Here is a 15094-nt window from a genome sequence, read left to right as displayed (position 1 = left end):
CGAAAAAGCGGCGGCGCCGGCCGAAAAAGCCGGCGCCGCCGCCACCTCAAGCTCATCAAGACCAGCCGAACGTCAAGCCCAGCCGTTCATCGGGCCCAGCCGTTCATCAAGCCCAGCCCTTCATCACGCCCAGAGCTGGCCCTCGATCCGATCCTCGGCCTCGTCGAGCGTCCCCTCGTAAGCGCCGGTGGACAGGTACTTCCACCCGCCGTCGGCGACGATGAACGCGATCTCCGCGCCCTCCCCCGCCTCGACGGCCTTGCGCGCGATGCCGAGCGCCGCGTGCAGCGCGCAGCCGGTGGAGATGCCCGCGAAGATGCCCTCGGCCGCCAGCAGTTCCCGGGTACGCCGCAGCGCGTCGTGCGCGCCGACCGAGAAGCGCGTGGTCAGCACCGACTCGTCGTACAGCTCCGGGACGAAGCCCTCGTCGAGGTTGCGCAGGCCGTAGATCAGCTCGTCGTAGCGCGGCTCGGCGGCGACGATCTGCACGTCCGGCTTCTGCTCGCGCAGGTAGCGGCCGACGCCCATCAGCGTGCCGGTGGTGCCCAGGCCCGCCACGAAGTGCGTGATCGTGGGCAGGTCGGCCAGCAGCTCCGGGCCGGTGCCGTGGTAGTGCGCCAGGGCGTTGGCCGGGTTGCCGTACTGGTAGGGCATGACCCAGTCGGGGTGTTCGGCGGCCAGTTCCTTGGCCACCCGGACCGCCTCGTTGGAGCCGCCGGCGGCGTTCGAGGAGATGATCTCGGCGCCGTACATGCGCAGGATCTGCCGGCGCTCCTCGGAGGTGTTCTCCGGCATGACGCAGATCAGCTTGTAGCCCTTGAGCTTGGCGACCATCGCCAGGCCGATGCCGGTGTTGCCGGAGGTCGGCTCCAGGATGGTGTCCCCGGGCTTGAGCCGGCCCTCCTTCTCGGCGGACTCGATCAGCCCCAGGGCCACGCGGTCCTTGACCGAGCCGGTCGGGTTGCGGTCCTCCAGCTTGGCCCACAGCCGCACCTCCGGCGACGGCGAGAGGTGCGGCAGCCCGATGAGCGGGGTGTGGCCCACGGAGTCCAGGAGCGAGTCGTAGCGCATCGTCGGCGCCCTCGTGCTCTTCCCGCGTCCCGGGCCTCAGCCGCCGGCGACGGCGGGCAGCACGGTGACGGCGTCCCCGTCGACCAGCGGGGTCTCCAGGCCGCCGAGGAAGCGCACGTCCTCGTCGTTCTTGTAGACGTTGACGAACCGGCGCAGCTGGCCGGCGTCCAGCAGCCGGTCGCCGAGCCCGGGGTGCCGGGCGTCCAGGTCGGTGATCAGGTCGGCGAGGGTGCTGCCCTCGGCCTCGACGCGCTTGGCGCCGTCGGTGTAGGTGCGCAGGATGGTCGGGATCGACACGTTGACGGACATGGCCGGTCATCTCCTCGTGGGAAAAGGGCGGAACAGGCGAGCAGGGCGTATGGGAGGCTCCGCGGGGAGGTCGCGCGCGACGAAGGCGGCCCGACTCGGCGGAACGGATGCGGTCGCGGGTTCAGGCGCCCCGGCGACACAGCGCGCTGGCCAGCCGGCCGAAGTCGACATGGCGGCGCGCGACGAGCAGCACCGTCGGGTCCATGCCGGGAGAACGCATGCCCCCATGATATTCATCCCGGCCGGACAGTGGACCCCTGTTCCCGAGCGGTGAGATACCCCCTACCGGGAGAAACCGACGGGCCCGCCGACACCCTGGAGAAGGCGCCGACAGGCCCGTCGCACGGTTCACCGTCGCGGGATTCACGGCTCACGGTTCAGGATTCATCGCTCACCGTTCGCCGGTCACGTCTCGGGCCGAGACCGACGTCACGCCCCCGGCACGCGGTCGGCGCGGTAGCGCTCGATCGCGGCGTTGGTCGAGGAGTCGTGCTCCAGCGGCGCGTCCGTGGACAGCTCGGGGACGATCTTCTTCGCCAGCACCTTGCCGAGCTCGACGCCCCACTGGTCGAAGGAGTCGATGTCCCAGACCGCGCCCTGGACGAACACCTTGTGCTCGTACAGCGCGACCAGCTGGCCCAGGATCGCCGGGGTCAGCCGCTGCGCGGTGACCGTGGTGGTCGGGTGGTTGCCGCGGAAGGTGCGGTGCGGGACCTGCGCGGCCGGCACGCCCTCGGCCTCGACCTGCTCACGGGTCTTGCCGAAGGCCAGGGCCTCGGTCTGGGCGAAGAAGTTCGCCATCAGGGCGTCGTGCTGGCCGAACGGGTCGGTGCCCTCGATCGGCCGGTCGAAGCCGATGAAGTCGGCCGGGATCAGCGCGGTGCCCTGGTGGATCAGCTGGTAGTAGGCGTGCTGGCCGTTGGTGCCGGGGGTGCCCCAGACGATCGGGCCGGTCTCCCACTGCACCGGCTCGCCGTCGCGCCGCGTCGACTTGCCGTTGGACTCCATGTCCAGCTGCTGCAGGTACGCGGTGAACTTCGAGAGGTAGTGCGAGTACGGCAGGACCGCGAGAGTCTGCGCGTCCCAGAAGTTGCGGTACCAGACACCGATCAGGCCCAGCAGCAGCGGCAGGTTCTGCTCCGGCGGCGCGGTGCGGAAGTGCTCGTCGATGGTGTGGAAGCCCTGGAGCATCTCCTCGAAGCGCTCCGGGCCGATGGCGATCATCAGCGACAGGCCGATGGCCGAGTCGTAGGAGTAGCGGCCGCCGACCCAGTCCCAGAACCCGAACATGTTGTCGGTGTCGATGCCGAATGCGGAGACGCCCTCGGCGTTGGTGGACACCGCGACGAAGTGCTTGGCGACCGCGGACTCGTCGCCGCCAAGACCTGCGAGCAGCCACTTCTTCGCGGAGGTGGCGTTCGTGACGGTCTCGACCGTGGTGAAGGTCTTGGAGGAGACGATGAACAGCGTCTCGGCCGGGTCCAGGTCGTGCGTGGCCTCGTACAGGTCGGCGCCGTCGACGTTGGAGACGAAGCGGAACTGCATGTCGCGCATGCTGTACGGCTTGAGCGCCTCGTAGGCCATCGCCGGGCCCAGGTCCGAGCCGCCGATGCCGATGTTGACGACGGTCTTGATGCGCTTGCCGGTGGCGCCGGTCCACTCCCCGCCGCGCACGCGGGCGGAGAACGCGGCCATGCGGTGCAGCACCTCGTGCACCTCGGGCACCACGTCGGCGCCGTCGACCTCGATGCGCTCGGTCTCCGGGGCGCGCAGCGCGACGTGCAGCACGGCGCGGTCCTCGGTGAGGTTGATCTTCTCGCCGCGGAACATCCGGTCCCGCAGCTCGAACACCCCGCGCTCGCGCGCCAGGTCCAGCAGCAGCCGCAGGGTCTCGTCGGTGACCAGCTGCTTGGAGTAGTCCACCGACAGGTCCCCGGCCTGCGCGAAGAAGCGCTCGGCGCGGCCCGGGTCGGTGTTGAACAGCTCGCGCAGGTTCACCCGGTCGAACTCCGCGTGGTGCGCCTCCAGCGCCTTCCACTGCGGCAGATCGGTGAGTTTCTCGGTCATCGGCGTCCTCCTAGCGACGTGCTGTATCGGCATCAAAACCCTATCGCCGCACCCGCACGGAAGCGTGGGCGGCGAGGTGAACGGGTAGGGTCCGGCGGTTATGACGATCATCGACGAGGACCGGGACGCGCGCTTGGCCGAGGCCGTGGCCCTGCGCACCGCCGGGGAACCCGAGCAGGCGCGGCAGCTGCTGGTCGTCCTGAGCGCCGAGTTCCCGGCGGACGCCGAGGTGGCGTATCAGACCGCGTGGGTCCACGACGTGCTCGGCCTGGAGGTCGAGGCGGTGCCGTTCTACGAGCGCGCACTCGCCGGCCAGGGACTGTCGGGGGACGACAAGCGCGGGGCGCTGCTCGGGTACGGCAGCACCCTGCGAGGGCTGGGACGGTATCCGGAGGCGGTCGAGGTGTTCCGGCGCGGGATCGTGGAGTTCCCCGAAGACAATGCGCTGCGGACGTTCTGCGCGATGGCGCTCTACAACGTTGGTGAGCATCACGACGCGATGCGGACACTCCTGGAAGTGCTCGCGGCAACAAGCTCGGACCCCGGGATCCAGCGCTACCGCCGCGCCATCGAGCACTACGCGACGGACCTCGACGCCGTCGAGTAGCAAGATCGCGCAGGTCGGAACAGCCCCTGTGCCGAAACTGTGCGCGTTCGGTGATCACGCCGGTACCGGGTCGACACGTGCCTATGCTGAACCGGTGACCAGCATTCTCGTCGTCGAGGACGAACCGACCCTCGCCGAGGCGATCGCGGCCCGCCTGCGCGCCGAAGGCTTCGCCACGCACCTGGCCGGCGACGGCCCGGCGGCGGTGCGCACGGCTCAGGAGCACCTGCCGGACCTGATCGTGCTGGACGTCATGCTGCCCGGCTTCGACGGCCTGGAGGTGTGCCGCCGGATCCAGGCCGAGCGGGCCGTCCCGGTGCTCATGGTCACCGCCCGCGACGACGAGAGCGACCTGATCGAGGGCCTGCGCACCGGCGCCGACGACTACCTGACCAAGCCGTTCTCCATGCGGGAGCTGATCGCGCGGGTGCACGCGCTGCTGCGGCGGGTAGAGCGCGCCGCGGAGCTCGGGGCCGGCGGCGGCGTCGAGGGCGCCGGCGGCGGCAAACTCATCCCCATCGGGACCGGGTTCGGGCCGGGCACGGCCGCCGCCGTCCGCACCCCGCGGCCGCTGCGCTTCATGGCCATCGGCACCAGCGCCGGCGCGCGGATGCTGGAGATCGACCCGGCGCAGCGCCGGGTGCGGGTCGGGGCCGGGCGCTCGCAGGACGAGGCGCACCTGACCCCCACCGAGTTCGACCTGCTCGCCTGCCTGGCCGGCCAGCCGCGCACCGTGCTCACCCGGGAGAAACTGCTGGCCGAGGTGTGGGACTGGCTGGACGCCTCTGGCACCCGCACCGTGGACAGCCATGTGAAGGCCGTGCGCCGCAAGATCGGCGCGGACTGGATCCGCACGGTCCACGGCGTCGGCTACGCGCTGGAGGCCGAGCCGGTCCTCGGCGACACCAGCCTGGAGGCGGCCGGACGATGAACTCCCGCGTCTCACTGCGCTTCGGCACCCGGGTCACCACCTTGAACGCCGCCTCGCGCAAGGTCGGCGGCACCGTCGTGGACCGCGCTCGCGAAGTGCGCCCGCTGGACCGCTTCCACAGCATCAAGGTCAAGCTCGGCGTGCTGGTCGTGGCCTCGGTGTCGGTGGTCGGCGTGTTCACCGCGATCGGGGTCTCGGCCGGCATCCAGGCCCGGTACGTGGTCAGCGTCGCGGTGATCCTGTCGCTGGGCGTCACGCAGATCCTGGCGCACGGCATGACCAGCCCGCTGCGCTCGATGGCCGACGCCGTCTCGCGCATCGCCCGCGGCGACTACAGCCGCCGCGTCACCACCTCCAACTCCCGGGACGAGGTCGGGCAGCTGGCGACCGCGTTCAACCTGATGGCCGCCGACCTGGAGGCGGTGGACCGGCAGCGCAAGGAGCTGATCGCGAACGTCTCGCACGAGCTGCGCACGCCGATCTCGGCGCTGCGCGCGGTGCTGGAGAACGTCGTGGACGGCGTCACCGAGCCGGACCCGCCGACCATGCGGCTCGCGCTGGAGCAGGCCGAGCGGCTGGGCCGGCTGGTCAGCACCCTGCTGGACCTGTCGCGGATCGACGCCGGGGCGGTCGAGCTGGACCGCGAGGACGTGGCGCTGGAGGAGTTCCTGGCCACCGTGGCCCGCGAGGCCACGGTCTCGATGCTGACCCGGGACGCCGCCGACCGGCGCCCCTACACGGTCGTGGACGTGGTCCCGGCCGAGCTCACCGTGCGCGCCGACCGCGAGCGCCTGCACCAGGTCGCCGCCAATCTGCTGGACAACGCGGTCCGGCACTCCCCGCCCGGCGGCAAGGTGACGCTGCGGGCCCGGCGGCTGGAGGAGGGCGGCGTCCGCGTCGAGGTGTGCGACCAGGGCCCCGGCATCCCGCAGGGCGAGCGGGTGCGGGTCTTCGACCGGTTCGACCGCGGCTCGCGGCAGGCCGCGGACGGCGGCACCGGGCTCGGGCTGGCGATCGCGCGCTGGGTGGTGGATCTGCACGGCGGACGGATCTCGGTGGCCGAGCCGGTCGTGCCGGCGCCCGTCGGCGGTCCCGACGATCACGACGGTCCCGGCAATCTCGGCAATCTCGGCAATACCGGTGCTCCGGGCGGCCCGGCCGACTCCCGGCACGGCGCCGCCGCCGCGTCCGGCCATCCGGTAGCCGTCGGCGCGCAACCCGGATGTGTCATCCGCGTCGATCTGCCGTAACCGGACCGGTGAGCACAACGCACTAATGTGCGGCCCGGGTGTGAATCTGGTCACTCCTGACCACCGCGTCGCCACCTGCCCCTAGTCACATGGAGGGATTTTCCCCGCACCGCGGTGTGATCAGTGCCTCGAACCCGGGGCGCGACTGCAATAAAGCCCCACATCGGCGTAGCCTGGATGACCGCTATACGTCTACGGCCGGAGCCGGTCGTAGCCGCCGTGCACTCCTATACGCACCCACGCGGAAGAGGGCGGAAACCGCCGTGTCGCCACAGCCGTCGCAGCAGGCAACCACCGATCAGACTGCCGGTACTCCGGGCTCCACGCCGGGGCACACCCTGGCCGAGTTCGGCCCGAACGAGTGGCTGGTGGACGAGATCTACCAGCAGTTCCTGCGCGACCCCGAAAGCGTGGACCGCGCGTGGTGGGACTTCTTCAACGACTACCAGCCCACGGACAGCTCTGCCGCCGCGCAGGCTCTTGCCCCCGTTGCGAAGGTTGATAACCCCGAAGTGACTGTGACCTCCGACACATCGGCCCCCGCCCAGCCCGCCGCCCCGGCGGCGCCGGCCGCCCTCGCGGCGGTGCCGGCCCCGGCCCAGGCCCCCGCCCAGGCGGCTCCCGCGACTCCGGCGGCGCCCGCCGCCCCGGCCCCCGCGGCTCCGACCGCCCCGGTCCAGGTCCCGCGGGACGCGGCGACCACCGCCGCCCCGGCCCCGGCCGGCGGCAGCGCGGGCACCACCACGGCGGTCCTGAAGGGCCCGGCGGCCCGCGTGGTCACCAACATGGAGGCCTCCCTGGAGGTCCCGACCGCGACCAGCGTGCGCGCCGTCCCGGCCAAGCTGCTGATCGACAACCGCATCGTCATCAACAACCACCTGAAGCGGGCCCGCGGCGGCAAGGTCTCCTTCACCCACATCATCGGCTACGCCCTGGCGCAGGCGCTCAAGGCGATGCCGGAGATGAACCGCTCCTACACCACGGAGAACGGCAAGCCCGCGGTCGTCACCCCGGCGCACGTCAACGTCGGCCTGGCCATCGACCAGGTGAAGCCGGACGGCACCCGGCAGCTGCTGGTGCCCTCCATCAAGGGCGCCGAGCTCATGGACTTCCGCGAGTTCTGGCAGGCCTACGAGGACGTGGTCCGCCGCGCCCGGAACAACAAGCTCACCCCGGACGACTTCGCCGGCACCACGATCTCGCTGACCAACCCGGGCACCATCGGCACCGTGCACTCCGTGCCGCGCCTGATGAAGGGCCAGGGCACGATCCTGGGCGTCGGGGCGATGGAGTACCCGGCCGAGTACCAGGGCACCAGCGAGGAGACGCTGTCCCGGCTGGCGGTCAGCAAGGTCATGACCCTGACCTCGACCTACGACCACCGGATCATCCAGGGCGCGCAGTCCGGCGACTTCTTGCGGATCATCCACCAGCTGCTGCTGGGCGAGGACGGCTTCTACGACAAGCTCTTCGAGTCGCTGCGCATCCCCTACGAGCCGGTCCGCTGGATCCAGGACATCTCGGCCTCGCACGAGGACGACATCAACAAGACCGCGCGCGTGCAGGAGCTCATCGAGTCCTACCGCACCCGCGGGCACCTGATGGCCGACACCGACCCGCTGGAGTACAAGCAGCGCCGGCACCCGGACCTGGACGTGGTCAGCCACGGCCTGACCCTGTGGGACCTGGAGCGCGAGTTCGCCACCGGCGGCTTCGGCGGCAAGAAGATCATGAAGCTGCGCGACGTGCTCGGCGTGCTGCGCGACTCCTACTGCCGCACCATCGGCATCGAGTACATGCACATCCAGTCCCCGGACGAGCGCAAGTGGATCCAGAACCGGGTGGAGCACGGCTACGCCAAGCCGGACCGCACCGAGCAGCTGCGGATCCTGGAGCGCCTGAACGCCGCCGAGGCCTTCGAGACCTTCCTGCAGGTCAAGTTCATGGGCCAGAAGCGGTTCTCGCTGGAGGGCGGGGAGTCGGCGATCCCGCTGCTCGGCGAGATCCTGGCCGACGCCGCGCGCTCGGGCCTGGACGAGGTCGCGATCGGCATGGCCCACCGCGGCCGGCTCAACGTGCTGACGAACATCGTCGGCAAGGAGTACGCCGAGGTCTTCCGCGAGTTCGAGGGCAACCTGGACCCCAAGAGCATGCACGGCTCCGGCGACGTGAAGTACCACCTGGGCGCCTCGGGCTCGTTCACCGCGCTCGACGGCTCGGAGATCGCGGTGACGCTGGCCGCGAACCCCTCGCACCTGGAGACCGTGGACCCGGTCCTGGAGGGCATCGTCCGCGCCAAGCAGGACATCATCGACAAGGCCTCGGCCGGCTTCACCGTGCTGCCGCTGCTGATCCACGGCGACGCCGCGTTCGCCGGGCAGGGCGTGGTGGCCGAGACCCTGAACCTGTCGCAGCTGCGCGGCTACCGCACCGGCGGCACGGTGCACCTGGTGATCAACAACCAGGTCGGCTTCACCACCTCGCCGGCCGCCTCGCGCTCCTCGATCTACGCCACCGACGTGGCGCGGATGATCGAGGCGCCGATCTTCCACGTGAACGGCGACGACCCCGAGGCCTGCGTGCGGGTCGCGCAGCTGGCCTTCGACTACCGCCAGGCGTTCAACAAGGACGTCGTCATCGACATGATCTGCTACCGCCGCCGCGGCCACAACGAGGGCGACGACCCGTCGATGACGCAGCCGCTGATGTACAACCTCATCGAGGCCAAGCGCAGCGTCCGCAAGCTCTACACCGAGGGCCTGATCGGCCGCGGCGACATCACCCTGGAAGAGGCCGAGGAGGCCCTGCGCAACTACCAGGGCCAGCTGGAGCGGGTGTTCGCGGAGACCAAGGAGGTCTCCAAGGCCCCGGTCTCGGCGACCTTCGCCGTGGACGTGCAGCCCTACCCGGCGCAGGTGGACACCGCGATCAGCGAGCAGACCGTCAAGGTCATCGCCGACTCGCAGGTCTCGCTGCCCGACGGCTTCACCCCGCACCCGAAGGTGCTGCAGCCGCTGCAGAAGCGGGCGCAGATGATCACCGACGACAAGATCGACTGGGGCATGGGCGAGACCCTGGCCTTCGGCTCGCTGCTGATGGAGGGCGTCCCGGTCCGGCTGGCCGGCCAGGACTCCCGGCGCGGCACCTTCGTGCAGCGCCAGCACGTGCTGGTGGACCGGGAGAACGCCACCGAGTACACCCCGCTGTCGAACCTGACCCCGGACCAGGCCAAGTACACGGTCTACGACTCGCTGCTGAGCGAGTACGCGGCCCTGGGCTTCGAGTACGGCTACTCGGTGGCCCGCACGAACGCCCTGGTGCTGTGGGAGGCGCAGTTCGGCGACTTCGTCAACGGCGCGCAGTCGGTCATCGACGAGTACATCTCTAGCGGCGAGCAGAAGTGGGGCCAGCGCTCCGGCGTGGTGCTGCTGCTGCCGCACGGCTACGAGGGCCAGGGCCCGGACCACTCCTCGGCCCGCCCCGAGCGCTTCCTGCAGATGTGCGCGCAGAACAACATGACCGTGGCGATGCCCTCGAACCCGGCGTCCTACTTCCATCTGCTGCGCTGGCAGGCGCACAACCCGGCGCACAAGCCGCTGGTGGTGTTCACGCCGAAGTCGATGCTGCGCCTGAAGGACGCGGTCTCGCCGGTGGCGGACTTCACCTCCGGCCGCTTCGAGCCGGTGCTGCCGGACGTCACGGTCGACCCGGCCGGCGTGCGCCGCGCGCTGCTGGTCTCCGGCAAGCTCTACTGGGAGCTGGCGGCCAAGCGGGCCAAGGCGGGCATCACCGACACCGCGATCATCCGGGTGGAGCGGCTGCACCCGCTGCCGGCCGCCGAGATCGCCTCGGCGCTGGCCAGCTACGGCCCGGACGTGGACCTGCGCTGGGTCCAGGAGGAGCCGGCCAACCAGGGCGTGTGGCCGTTCGTGGCGATGAACCTGCCGGCCGCCCTGGGCCGCGGCCTGACGGTGGTCTCGCGGGCCGCCGCCTCGTCCCCGGCGGTGGGCTCGGGCAAGCGCCACGCGGTGGAGCAGGCCCAGCTGGTCGAGGACGCTTTCGCCGGCTGATCTGAAAGCGTCGTACGGGGTGGGATCTGCGCTTCGGCGCGGGTCCCACCCTTTTGCATAGGAACTCAGAGCTCTTTCATAGCGAACGGGTAAAGCATGTACTTCACGGACCGCGGTATCGAGGAACTGGAGAAGCGCCGGGGGGACGAGGAGGTGTCGCTGGGCTGGCTCGCCGAGCAACTGCGCACCTTCACCGACCTGAACCCGGAGTTCGAGGCGGCGGTGGACCGGCTGGCCACCTGGCTGGCGCGGCTGGACGACGACGAGGACTGAGCAGCGTTCAGATGCCGCGTTCGTCCTGGTCAGACCGGGGTACTTGCCCTCGGGCGCAACGCGATATATCGTCTCCTACAGAGACGCGATACATCGTGAAAGGGCCCTGGTGATGACGAGACACGAGCTGAGCGGGCCGGACCGGCTCGCCTTCGAGGGGATCCACCGGCTGAAAGTCGTCACCACCTCGGGCAAGGTCGACGTGGTGGGGGCCGGCGAGGACGGCGCGGCGGTGGTGGACGTGACCCGGGTCAAGGGCGAGGAGCCCCTGGTGGTCGCGGACGAGGACGGCGAGCTGACGGTCCGGCACGGCGAGTTCCGGCCGAACGTGCTCGGGTGGCTGATGCACGGCCGCAAGATCGAGGCCGACATCTCGATCCAGGTGCCGCCGGACTGCCTGGTGGACGTCACGGTGGTCTCCGGGCCGCTGGTGGTGTCGAACCTGCACGAGCGGACCCGGGTCCAGGGCGTGTCCGGCGAGATCACGCTGGCGCAGCTGCACGGGCCCACCGACGTCAAGACGGTCTCCGGGGCGATCACCGCCGAGAACGTCACCGACGACCTGAGCGCGCACACCGTCTCCGGGGCGATCACCGTCATCGCCCTGGGCTCGCAGAACACGATCAAGGCGGGCACCACGTCGGGCGCGATCACCGTGGACCTGGAGGACGGCACCGACGCCCCGCGCCTGGAGCTGAACGTGGTCTCCGGCCAGGTGATAGTCCGCGCGCCGGAGGACGCCAACCTGGAAGTGGACATGTCCACGATGAGCGGCCGGACCGTCACCACCTTCGACGGTCTGGATTCGGCGGCACTGTTCGGCAACAAGCAGATCCCCTTCACCAAGCCGCGCCAGTTGTCCGGACGCCTGGGCACCGGGCAGGGACGCCTGAAGGCCAGAGCGGTGTCCGGTGACATGACGCTGCTGAGAAGGGCAGTCGACCCCGAGGCGATGTTCTCGGTGGACGGCGAAGATGGAGAGGATCGTTAGATGGCACCCGTCTTCGGACACGGACGACTGCGGCTGTACCTGTTGAAGCTGCTCGCCGAGAGCCCCAAACACGGGTACGAGATCATCCAGCAGCTCAAGGAGCGGTTCCAGGGCCTGTACGCGCCCAGCGCCGGCACGGTGTACCCGCGGCTGTCGCGGCTGGAGAGCGAGGGCCTGATCCGGCACGAGACCGACGAGCGCGGCCGCAAGGTGTACCACATCACCGACGCCGGCCGCACCGAGCTCGCCGCGCGCGCCGACGACATGGACGCGCTGGAGACCGAGATCCGCGAGTCGGTCAGCAGCCTGGCCGAGGAGATCCGCGACGAGGTCAAGGAGTCGGCGCGGCACATTCAGGAGGAGCTGCGCGCCGAGGCCGCCGAGGCTCGTACCGAGGCCCGCACGGACTCCGCGAAGAGCCGCGGCGGCGCCGCGCACGCCCCGGCGCATCCTCCGGCGGACCGCTCGCAGTGGGGCAAGGACGAGTGGCGCGAGTGGAAGCGCGCGCAGAACGACTGGAAGGAACAGTGGAAGGACCAGTGGGCCGCGCAGTGGCGGGAGCACTGGCAGGACGAGGCCTCGCGCTGGCAGCGCTTCGCGCAGGACAGCGTGGACGACTGGACCGGCCGGCGCTCGCGCGACCGGGCGGACCGGGAACAGCTGGACGAGCTGCGGGCCACGTTCATGCGGTTCCGGGACGAGGTGCGGACGATGGCCCGCGAGCACCGGGACGACATCCCGGTGTCGCAGGATCAGCTGAACGCCGCGCGTGAGGTGCTGGAGCGGGCCGCGCGGGAGCTGCGGGACATCTTCCGGGGCTGACAGGACGAGCCGGAACCGGTTCCGACCGGTTCGGTTTGAGGGGGATGACGGCGTGTGCCGTGGGCTTCGGTCCGCGGCACGCGCCGTCAGCGTCTTACGGCATCATGGGCCGTGGGAGGGAGCCACCGTGATCGCAGGATTGATCGACGCTTTGCACTTCGCGCACCCTGACGACGCCTCGGCGGTGCTGCACGGCCTCGACGACGCGCAGATCGCTGAAGGGATCGCGCAGGCTTCGCTTCCCATATCCGTGGCGGTCAGCGACTTCGTGCTCGAACAGCCTTCTTCCGCCCCAACCGTCGCCCTGGCCCGGCGGGCGCTGGCCGACGAGACCGTGGCCGACCCGGACGCCGTGCTGCGTGCGCTGCTCCGGCTGGCGGATCCCGCGGTCGACGAGGTGCTGGTCCGGACCGTGGGGAAGCGGTCGCGGGCCTGGATCCTGGCCGCGCTGGTGCGGGACCGGCGCGGGGCGGACGGCCGGCCGGTCATCGCGCCGGGCGTGAAGAAGTTCCTGCGGAACCAGCTCGCACGCGCCGAGCGACGGCACGCCGACCGGCACTCGCCGATGCCGGCGCGGGTCGAGACCGACCTGACGGTGGCCGCGTGCTCCGCGGACGACATCGGCCTGGCGACCACGGCGCTGCCGCTGGCCATCCACCTGCGGCAGGTGGGCGCCGTGGTGCGGGGGCTGCGGACGCTGCGCGACCACGGGCTCCTGGACGACGTGTGGCAGGACGAGCTGCGCGAGCGGGTCACCACGGTCATGGCGGCGGGGGCGTCGTACTACGCGCCGTGGTGGGAGACGGTGCTCGCCTTCGGGGACACCGGCGACGACGCGGAGCTGGACAAGGCGCCGCGGCCGCTGCGCACCGCCAGCCTGCCGCCGGCCGAGGAGGCGGATTCCTGGACCGCGCCGAACGTCGGGTCGCAGCACTACGCGATGGCGTGGGACGCGGTACTGGCGTACGCGTCGGTGGTCGGCACCGGCGAGGAGTGGACGCAGGCCGGACAGGCGACGTCGCGCGGCCTGGACGAGGCGGCGGCGCGCGAGGACGTGCCGCAGGACGTGCGGGAGCTGTTCGAGGCGCGGTATCCGCGTGCGGTGTTCTGGGCGGCGCGGCCGGATGTGGAGACGGTGCGGCGGGCGCGCGGGGCGGGCGGGACAACCGGGGCGCTGAACCCGGCGATGCGGCACTTCGCGACCCGCGAGCTGCTGCGCCGAGGTCTCCTGCACGGTTCGCTGAGCGCGGCGGAGGTGGTGGCGCACGCGGCGCCGGCGGCGGACGTGCTGGCGTTGGCGCTGCCCACGCCGCCGGGGCTGGCGGAGTACTACACAGCGAAGGGCAAGAACAGCTTCGCGCCGCACTTCGTCACCATCCCGGAGCAGGCCGAGGAGCGGTACCAGGCGGGGCTGCGCGCGGCGGTCGCCGAGGCGATCGGGCCGGACGCGGGGCGCTGGCTCAGGGTGCTGACGCGGGTCGCGGCGTGGGAGGGCAGCCTGGCCGGACCGGGCGGACTGCTGGAGGCGGTGGACGCCGGGGCGCCGCTGCCGGCGCGGCGTGCGGGGCGGTGGCCTCGGGGGGTGGATCCGGCGGCGGTACTGCTGGAGGTGGCGCCGGCTGCTGTGGTCGCGGCTTTGGTGGAGGCAGCGGGATTTGGCGCTGCTGAAGAGCACTCAATCGCCGAGGCAGTGGGAACCAACGCTGCCGAAGAGCATGCAACTGCCGAGCCAGTGCGATCATCCGACCCCGAAGTCCGCGCACTGATCGGCGTCCTCACCCGCATCCTGGACCGCGGCCCCGAGCCGCGCTGGCTGCTGGACCTCGCCGTGGGCCCGCACGGGACCCCGGCCATGCGGCTGGCCGCGGCGCGGAATCCGGCGGCGTCCGTCGGCACGCTGTGGCGTCTGGCCGACCGCGAGCCCGCGGAGCCCGGCGTGCTGGCGGCGGTGTACCTGCATCCGCTCGCGTCGCTGGAGCTGCGGATCGCGGCGGTGGTGCGCTCCGAAGCCGTGGGCGGCATCTATCCCGCGCTCGTGCAGCGCCTGGTGACGCGCTACGCCGAGCCCGCGCTGCTGCAGCCGGCCCTGGAGTCGCACGACCCGGAGTTGCTGCACGCCGTCCTGCGGCGCAGCAACCGCTCGCTGCAGACCGATCGCCGCATCGTCGCCTACGCGCGCCTGGCCGCGGCCGCCGGGCCGGAGCCGGTGTGGGCGCTGGAACTGGAGCGTGCCGGGAGCCTGGAGAAGATGCACGAGGCGGTCCGCGCCTCGATGAGCGAGCACAGCGACGAGCCTCTGCGCGCGGCGGCCACCGGCATCTCGCGGCCGGATCCGGAGCGCGTGACGGCGCTGTGGGACGCCGGCTTCCAGCCCGCGCGCCCGAACACCGCCGACCTGGTCCGCGAGCACCTCGACGGCCGCCCCGAGCGCTGGATGCGCCTCGCCGAGGACGGCGTCACGCTCCACGGCCTGCTCGCGGAGTTCGAGGGCGTGGGATCCGAGAGCACCGGGTCTGAGCACGCCGATCAGCACCTGCCGCAGCCACGTCAAAGCTCCGACATGCCCGCGCCCCACACCCCGCGCGAGCCCAGGGCCCGCCTGAGCCAGACCCCGAGCCTGCTCCCGCCCCTCCCCCGCAGCGAGCCCCCGAAGCCGCCGGCCCCGTGAGCGCCCCGACTCGTGCAATGGGCAACAGCCCAATC

At 71.3% G+C, this 15094-nt stretch carries 12 protein-coding genes; 8 read left to right on the top strand and 4 right to left on the bottom strand.

All coding sequences use genetic code 11. The features are described 5' to 3' along the window. Nucleotides 1-123 precede the first annotated feature (123 nt). From ABH935_RS21790 to pgi, 4 genes are all read right to left on the bottom strand, one after another. The gene (locus ABH935_RS21790; RefSeq protein ID WP_370353885.1) at nt 124-1071 is read right to left on the bottom strand and encodes a PLP-dependent cysteine synthase family protein; all 948 of its coding nucleotides are present in this window, start codon (nt 1069-1071) and stop codon (nt 124-126) included. Nucleotides 1072-1107: 36 nt separating this feature from the next. After that, the gene (locus ABH935_RS21785; RefSeq protein ID WP_370379756.1) at nt 1108-1380 is read right to left on the bottom strand and encodes a MoaD/ThiS family protein; all 273 of its coding nucleotides are present in this window, start codon (nt 1378-1380) and stop codon (nt 1108-1110) included. 121 nt (nt 1381-1501) lie between these two features. Next, nucleotides 1502-1600: a putative leader peptide gene (locus ABH935_RS21780; RefSeq protein WP_317623733.1), complete on the bottom strand. Its 99-nt coding sequence runs from the start codon at nt 1598-1600 to the stop codon at nt 1502-1504. Between the two features lie 209 nt (nt 1601-1809). Beyond that, on the bottom strand, nt 1810-3447 hold the full coding sequence (pgi, locus tag ABH935_RS21775) for a glucose-6-phosphate isomerase (RefSeq protein ID WP_370379755.1): 1638 nt from the start codon (nt 3445-3447) through the stop codon (nt 1810-1812). Between the two features lie 100 nt (nt 3448-3547). On the opposite strand from pgi, the gene ABH935_RS21770 reads away from it, so the two are divergent. The 8 genes from ABH935_RS21770 (at nt 3548) to ABH935_RS21735 (ending at nt 15059) form a co-directional block, all read left to right on the top strand. Next, nucleotides 3548-4054, top strand: coding sequence for a tetratricopeptide repeat protein (locus ABH935_RS21770; RefSeq protein ID WP_370379754.1), 507 nt, complete (start codon nt 3548-3550; stop codon nt 4052-4054). A gap of 94 nt (nt 4055-4148) precedes the next feature. Next, on the top strand, nt 4149-4985 hold the full coding sequence (locus tag ABH935_RS21765) for a response regulator transcription factor (RefSeq protein WP_370379753.1): 837 nt from the start codon (nt 4149-4151) through the stop codon (nt 4983-4985). After that, the gene (locus ABH935_RS21760; protein WP_370379752.1) at nt 4982-6235 is read left to right on the top strand and encodes an ATP-binding protein; all 1254 of its coding nucleotides are present in this window, start codon (nt 4982-4984) and stop codon (nt 6233-6235) included. Before ABH935_RS21765 ends, ABH935_RS21760 begins: the two co-directional genes overlap by 4 nt. Before the next feature lie 263 nt (nt 6236-6498). Continuing rightward, the gene (locus tag ABH935_RS21755; protein ID WP_370379751.1) at nt 6499-10305 is read left to right on the top strand and encodes a multifunctional oxoglutarate decarboxylase/oxoglutarate dehydrogenase thiamine pyrophosphate-binding subunit/dihydrolipoyllysine-residue succinyltransferase subunit; all 3807 of its coding nucleotides are present in this window, start codon (nt 6499-6501) and stop codon (nt 10303-10305) included. Between the two features lie 96 nt (nt 10306-10401). Continuing rightward, nucleotides 10402-10578: a DUF6104 family protein gene (locus ABH935_RS21750; protein ID WP_370379750.1), complete on the top strand. Its 177-nt coding sequence runs from the start codon at nt 10402-10404 to the stop codon at nt 10576-10578. A gap of 112 nt (nt 10579-10690) precedes the next feature. Then, on the top strand, nt 10691-11569 hold the full coding sequence (locus ABH935_RS21745; protein WP_370379749.1) for a DUF4097 domain-containing protein: 879 nt from the start codon (nt 10691-10693) through the stop codon (nt 11567-11569). Beyond that, nucleotides 11570-12391 (top strand): PadR family transcriptional regulator, encoded by an 822-nt coding sequence (locus ABH935_RS21740; protein ID WP_370379748.1) that lies wholly within the window; start codon nt 11570-11572, stop codon nt 12389-12391. Between the two features lie 127 nt (nt 12392-12518). Further along, complete coding sequence (locus ABH935_RS21735; protein ID WP_370379747.1) at nt 12519-15059, top strand: hypothetical protein; 2541 nt, start codon at nt 12519-12521, stop codon at nt 15057-15059. Nucleotides 15060-15094 lie beyond the last annotated feature (35 nt).

The organism is Catenulispora sp. GAS73 (genome assembly GCF_041262085.1).
Lineage (GTDB): Bacteria > Actinomycetota > Actinomycetes > Streptomycetales > Catenulisporaceae > Catenulispora.
This window is presented reverse-complemented; position numbering and strand designations above follow the sequence as displayed.